At 59.4% G+C, this 6,000-nt stretch carries 7 protein-coding genes; 4 read left to right on the top strand and 3 right to left on the bottom strand.

All coding sequences use genetic code 11. The features are described 5' to 3' along the window. The 3 genes from ACR0K4_RS10645 to ACR0K4_RS10635 form a co-directional block, all read right to left on the bottom strand. Nucleotides 1–91, bottom strand: a 91-nt coding sequence (locus ACR0K4_RS10645) for a GTP-binding protein (RefSeq protein WP_036223564.1), incomplete at its 3' end; no start/stop codon positions are given. Nucleotides 92–206: 115 nt separating this feature from the next. Continuing rightward, on the bottom strand, nt 207–797 hold the full coding sequence (locus ACR0K4_RS10640; RefSeq protein WP_480853923.1) for a hypothetical protein: 591 nt from the start codon (nt 795–797) through the stop codon (nt 207–209). Between the two features lie 98 nt (nt 798–895). Further along, complete coding sequence (locus ACR0K4_RS10635) at nt 896–3,244, bottom strand: DNA topoisomerase IV subunit A (protein WP_480853922.1); 2,349 nt, start codon at nt 3,242–3,244, stop codon at nt 896–898. Nucleotides 3,245–3,446: 202 nt separating this feature from the next. Between ACR0K4_RS10635 and ACR0K4_RS10630 the strand changes: the two genes are divergently transcribed. The 4 genes from ACR0K4_RS10630 (at nt 3,447) to ACR0K4_RS10615 (ending at nt 5,804) form a co-directional block, all read left to right on the top strand. Further along, nucleotides 3,447–4,052, top strand: coding sequence for an SH3 domain-containing protein (locus ACR0K4_RS10630; protein ID WP_480853921.1), 606 nt, complete (start codon nt 3,447–3,449; stop codon nt 4,050–4,052). A gap of 69 nt (nt 4,053–4,121) precedes the next feature. Beyond that, nucleotides 4,122–4,949: an SDR family NAD(P)-dependent oxidoreductase gene (locus ACR0K4_RS10625; RefSeq protein WP_480853920.1), complete on the top strand. Its 828-nt coding sequence runs from the start codon at nt 4,122–4,124 to the stop codon at nt 4,947–4,949. Between the two features lie 77 nt (nt 4,950–5,026). Further along, nucleotides 5,027–5,230 (top strand): twin transmembrane helix small protein, encoded by a 204-nt coding sequence (locus ACR0K4_RS10620; RefSeq protein WP_480518613.1) that lies wholly within the window; start codon nt 5,027–5,029, stop codon nt 5,228–5,230. Between the two features lies 1 nt (nt 5,231). After that, entirely contained in the window at nt 5,232–5,804 is a 573-nt protein-coding gene (locus tag ACR0K4_RS10615) for a cob(I)yrinic acid a,c-diamide adenosyltransferase (RefSeq protein WP_480853919.1), read from the top strand. Nucleotides 5,805–6,000: the final 196 nt, after the last annotated feature.

The following is a 6,000-nucleotide window of genomic DNA, read 5'->3' as shown; positions in this document are numbered from 1 at the left end:
CTGCGGTCAGCGTGGTCTTGCCGTGGTCAACGTGGCCAATCGTACCGATGTTGACGTGCGGCTTATTACGCTCAAACTTTTCCTTTGCCATTCCTCAGGCGCCCTTTTTGCAATTTGGGGGACCCTTGGTCCCGTGGTTACATCTGCGCGCGCGAGATATTTGGTTCAGGGGGGAAAATCAAGCACATCCTGAGGGAAAAGCGCCCTCATGCCGGATTTTGCGTGACCTCAACCGGGTTGAGCGGCTGGATCAGGTCGGGGCGCTTGTCGAACCAGCCGTTGTCCAGATGTTCTTCGGCCAGCCATTCTTCGACCCGGTCCGCAACCTTGAGGGCAAGCCCGCTCATCTGCTCTTCCTTGGTGCGCTCATGCCCGGAGCCTTTAAAGGCACTTCCGCCGGTCGTGTCTTCCAACACCTGGAACTGTTTGCCCTTGGCCAGAAATTCCTTCTTTTTCACGTCATAGACGTTCACCAGGACAATCGCCGTACTTCTGGGATTGTAGATCACCGGGATGCCCGGGGGGGCCAGCATATAGCCTTCGAGGCTGATGCCGATGTCATAGTCCTGTGCGCCCTCATAGCGGCCCAAACGAATATCCACCGCATTCTGGATTGCCGCCGTCCACTCGTCCGGCGTTGCATCTCGCGAGACCGGGCCCTGTACCGCCTTGTCCGCAAAGGCATAATTGACCCGCAGCTTGAATTCACCCAGCGATTCAGGCTCCTCGTAAACCTGCGTCTGCGTACACGCGCCCATCAGGGCCAGTCCGGTGATCAGGGTCAGAATGCGCAGCATGTCTCTCGTCTCGATAGGCCTGTTTTCTTTCGATGTAGCGCACCGATACGGGTTGTGCCAAGCCGTATCGGCGGAATTTCACCAAACACGCCCTTGGATCACGAGAACTTATAATCCCGCGGGAAGCCATAGGGGGCTTTCTTGCCCACGCCTGCGCGCTTGGCCAGCCACTGGGACATATCGGCCTCATGCCGGGTTTTGTCGCCGCCCATCGACCATTTCAGGCCCTCTTCCCAGTTGAAGGTGGTTACGTCCGACAACCCGCCATCCAGTTCCAACGTGCCCTGACGGCCCCTAGCCATGTTGTATTTCTGTAGGCGGACGCCTTTACCGCGGGTCATCTCGGGTAGCTCTTCGGTCGGGAAGACCAGGAACTTGCCGTTCTGCGAGACAACGGCCACGTGATCGCCTTCAACCGGCTTACAGATCATCGCCGTCTCATCGCCTTTGACGTTCAGCACCTGTTTGCCGTTTCTGGTCTGGGCCAGAACGTCATCCTCGGGCACCATAAAGCCATTGCCCGCATCCGAGGCCACCAGCAGTTTGCGGCCCGGTTTATGGATCAGGATGTCGATGATCTGCGCCTCGTTCGGCAGATCGACCATCAGACGCAGCGGTTCGCCCATACCACGCCCACCGGGCAGGTTGGCGGCGCTGACCGTATAAAATCGACCGTTCGAGGCGAAGACCAACAGACGATCCGTTGTTTCCGCATGGAAAATGAACCGTGGCCCGTCGCCGTCCTTGAACTTCAGCTCACGCTTGAGGTCGATATGACCGGTCATGGCGCGAATCCAGCCCATCTGAGAGCAGACGACCGTGATCGGTTCCTTGTCGATCATCGCCTCAAGCGGCACTTCTTCGACCTGCCCCGCTTCGGCGAACCGTGTCCGGCGCGCGCCGCCTTCGTAGTCTTTGCCGAAGGTCTTTTTGGTCTCTTTCAACTGCTCGGCGATTTTCGCCCACTGCAAGGCAGGATCGGCCAGCAGGTCTTCGAGGTTGGCGCGCTCCTCCATCAACGCGTCGCGCTCGCGTACCAGCTCCATCTCTTCCAGACGGCGCAAACTGCGCAGGCGCATGTTGAGGATAGCATCGACCTGAACCTCGGACAGTTCGCCCTCACCCGGCTTGGGCGAGACGTAGTCGGCCTCGCTGGTCGCGCGGACGTGATCGATGCCCCAATCCTCGCGCATCAGCGCGGCCTTGGGATCATCGTCATAGCGGATGATCTCGATCACACGATCGAGGTTGAGGAAGGCGACGATAAAGCCCTCCAACACCTCAAGCCGATGGTCGATCTTCGCCATGCGGTGGCGCGAGCGGCGCAGCAGCACTTCTTGCCGGTGATCGAGGAAGGCGCGCAGCACTTCCTTCATCGAGCAGACCTTAGGTGTTACGCCGTCGATCAGCACGTTCATGTTCAGGCTGAACCGCACCTCAAGGTCCGAATTGCGATAGAGTATGCCCATCAGCACCTCGGGGTCCACGTTCTTGGAACGCGGCTCAAGGATCAAACGGATGTCATCGGCGGATTCGTCTCGCACATCGGCGAGGATCGGGATTTTCTTGGTCTGAATCAGCTCGGCGATCTTTTCGATCAGCTTGGATTTCTGAACCTGATAGGGGATTTGGGTGACCACGATCTGCCATTGACCACGGCCCAGATCCTCAACCTCGAACTTGCAGCGTAGCCGGAAGGACCCGCGCCCGGTGCGATACGCCTGCGCGATATTCTCGGGCGGCTCAACGATCACACCGCCAGTCGGGAAGTCAGGGCCCGGTACGTAATTCAACAGCGTGTCGTCACGCGCGTCCGGCGTTTTAATCAGATGCAGGCAGGCATCGCAGAGTTCAGAGATATTGTGCGGCGGAATATTCGTCGCCATCCCCACAGCGATACCACTGGCGCCATTGGCCAAAAGGTTCGGAAACTGCGCGGGCAGCACGACCGGCTCGGTCAGCGTGCCATCATAGTTGTCACGGAAATCGACGGCGTCTTCGTTCAGACCCTCAAGCAGTGCCTCAGCGACGATGGTCATCCGCGCTTCAGTATAGCGTGAGGCCGCCGGGTTGTCGCCGTCGATATTGCCGAAATTCCCCTGCCCGTCGACCAGCGGGTAGCGCACGTTGAAATCCTGCGCCAGACGCGCCATCGCGTCGTAGATCGCGGCATCGCCATGCGGGTGATAGTTACCCATCACGTCGCCGGAGATTTTCGCCGACTTACGGAATCCCCCCGTCGCACTGAGTCGCAACTCGCGCATCGCATAGAGGATTCGCCTGTGAACCGGCTTCAGACCATCGCGCGCATCGGGCAAAGCGCGGTGCATGATGGTGGACAGCGCATAGGTCAGATAGCGGTCTCCAATCGCCCGGCGCAGCGGTTCGGCTACCTCGCCCCCGTTGTCAGGGGCCTCCATGTTGGGGTCGTCGATCGTGTCGTTCATACATGATGTGATACGACGCAAGCGCGGCTTGGTAAAGCAAGCAACACGCATTTTGCTGGGGACAAGTCGCGCTTTTTGCAACAGGGGGAGACAAGTCCCGGATTTCCCCGGTTTTTCGACTCGGGACCAAAAATATGCTAGCCTTTCATCAATTGAACTGCTGCCAGATTTTATTGTTACGATTGACCTTGGGGGATGCGCCATGACGCGCCTGATACTTGTTACCTTTGCCGCACTGGGCTGGTGTTTTTACATCATGAGCGGAGGACCGGATTTCGAGCCGCGCGGCCTGCGCAGCGATCAACCGGAACGCACAGCGGCTGCGCCCGAGCCTGCACCTGTGCGGCCTGCAAAAGCAGAAGCGCTTGTGACCAATGTCGCCGCCCGCACCCCGGCAAAACCTGTGGAACCGGCAGCCCCTCCACCCCAGATCGTTGTCTTTGAGGAAAGCGAACCCGGCCTCTTGACCGGTCGCCCCACTTTCGCAGCGCCAGGGGCCAATATCACTCTGGCATCGCTGGAGGATGGGTTGGCCGGAATCAGGCAGGCCCCACAAGAGGTCCAGAGCGATGCCGCCGAAATACCGGTCGTGCAGGAACTGCCAAAGGACATTCGCGAGATATCGGGCACCCGCGTCAATATGCGCGACGGCCCGGGAACGATCTATCCAATCATCGGCAAAGCGACCATCGGCCAAAAGGTCGAGGTGCTGAGCGAGTCCGGCACAGGTTGGCTGCGCCTGCGCGTGTTACCCGCGCGGCAAGTTGGTTGGATTTCTGCATCGCTTGTTCGGAAAACATCAAACTGACCTTGTGCCGTCATTGTCCTGACCGAATGTGCGCCATAGCTTTGGCACAGACTCACACCCGGGACACCCATGCAGAAAACCATATTGATCACCGGCTGCTCGTCCGGCATAGGGCTGGACGCCGCACACGGAATGCGCGCGCGCGGATGGCGCGTATTTGCGTCCTGCCGACAGCAACGCGACTGCGACCGGTTGCGGGCGCAGGGTTTCGACAGCCCGCGCATTGATTACACCGATGCCGACAGTATAACATCGGGCCTGGCCGAAGTCCTTGAGGCAACCGGTGGCACATTGGACGCCCTTTTCAACAACGGCGCCCATGGCCTGCCGGGCGCGGTCGAAGATGTTCCCACGGATGGCCTGCGCCAGATTTTTGAAACCAATGTCTTTGGCTGGCACGAACTGACCAGACAGGTGATTCCCGTCATGCGCGCCCAAGGGCATGGGCGGATTGTTCAGAATTCCTCGGTTCTGGGCCTGGTCGCCTATCCGTGGCGCGGGGCGTATGTCGCCACCAAATACGCAATCGAGGGCCTGTCGGACACGCTGCGGCTGGAGTTGCGCGACACCGATATCAAGGTCATTTTGATCGAACCCGGTCCGGTCACGTCGAAAATCCGCGAAAACGCAATTCCGGTCTTCGAGCGTTTTATCGACTGGGAAAACTCGGTCCTGCGCCAGCGATACGAGGATACGGTGATAAAACGTCTCTACGAATCCTCGGGGCCAGACAGGTTCGAGTTGCCCGCTTCGGCCGTGACTGCCAAGCTGGCCCATGCGGTCGAAGCCGCCCGTCCCCGCGCCCGGTACTATGTGACCACGCCCACCTATATCGCCGGATATCTGCGCCGTATCCTGCCGACACGCATGATTGACCGTATTCTGTCGGACATCTGAGGCGAAATTACCCGTTCGCTTTTGCGCGCTTTGAGGCTACATCAGGCGCAACGAGACAAAACACGGACGGTGATCGCATGGACCTGTTGATGGTCATATTGCTTCTGGCCATGGCGGCGGTGGTTGCTGTGCTGGTCATTGGCATCTCGAATTTCGGAAAACCCGGCAAGGACGCCGCGATGAAAAGCAACAAGATGATGCGGCTGCGCATCCTGTTTCAGTTCATTGCCGTGGTGCTGATCGTGCTCTACGTCTATCTGCGCGGACAAGGAGTTCAATAGAATGGTCGTTCTCAACAAGATCTACACGCGCACCGGAGATGATGGCAAAACCGCGCTCGGCAATGGTGAACGGGTCGCCAAGTATTCGGGCCGCGTGGCCGCCTATGGCACGGTGGACGAGCTGAATTCCTTTGTCGGCGTCGCCCGCACCGAGGCCGAAGGCGAGGTCGAAGCCGCCCTGTCCCGCATCCAGAACGATCTGTTCGATCTGGGGGCCGATTTCTGCCGCCCCGACATGGATAAGGATGCCGAGGCCGAATACACCCCGCTGCGCATCGTTCCTGCCCAGATCGACCGGCTTGAGGCTGAGATCGACACGATGAACGAAACGCTGGAACCGCTGCGCAGTTTCATCCTGCCCGGCGGCTCGCGTCTGGCAGCGCATCTGCATGTGTGCCGCACGGTCTCGCGCCGGGCCGAGCGTCTGGCGGTGGAACTGACCAACATGGAACCGGTGAACGAGGTGGCGGTGAAATACCTCAACCGTCTCAGCGACTGGTTCTTTGTCGCTGCGCGCTGCGCCAACAATGACGGGCGTGACGATGTTCTGTGGATTCCGGGCGCGAACCGCTGAAAGCGGCGCAACGTCCGGTGGACGTTGCGGCGACCGGAAGGGCGGAGCCCCGGACCAAAGGTCGGCGCGAACCGCTGATCTGCGCGCCCGGCGGAAATAAAATTTCGTTTCCTGTCGAAAAAATGACAAAACGCGACGTCCCGAAACCATGACGTGACGATTTTGCTCTGTTGCAGGGCATCACGACCCGCTATCT

The sequence above is a fragment of the Ruegeria sp. K11 genome, from assembly GCF_056531905.1.
Note: the sequence above shows the minus strand (reverse complement) of the source record. Positions and strands in the feature narration are given on the sequence as shown.

Bases quoted from the DNA above. Each gene is read 5' to 3' on its own strand.
- ACR0K4_RS10640 (WP_480853923.1), bottom strand. From the start codon at position 797: ATGCTGCGCATTCTGACCCTGATCACCGGACTGGCCCTGATGGGCGCG.
- ACR0K4_RS10635 (WP_480853922.1), bottom strand. From the start codon at position 3,244: ATGAACGACACGATCGACGACCCCAACATGGAGGCCCCTGACAACGGG.
- ACR0K4_RS10630 (WP_480853921.1), top strand. From the start codon at position 3,447: ATGACGCGCCTGATACTTGTTACCTTTGCCGCACTGGGCTGGTGTTTT.
- ACR0K4_RS10625 (WP_480853920.1), top strand. From the start codon at position 4,122: ATGCAGAAAACCATATTGATCACCGGCTGCTCGTCCGGCATAGGGCTG.
- ACR0K4_RS10620 (WP_480518613.1), top strand. From the start codon at position 5,027: ATGGACCTGTTGATGGTCATATTGCTTCTGGCCATGGCGGCGGTGGTT.
- ACR0K4_RS10615 (WP_480853919.1), top strand. From the start codon at position 5,232: ATGGTCGTTCTCAACAAGATCTACACGCGCACCGGAGATGATGGCAAA.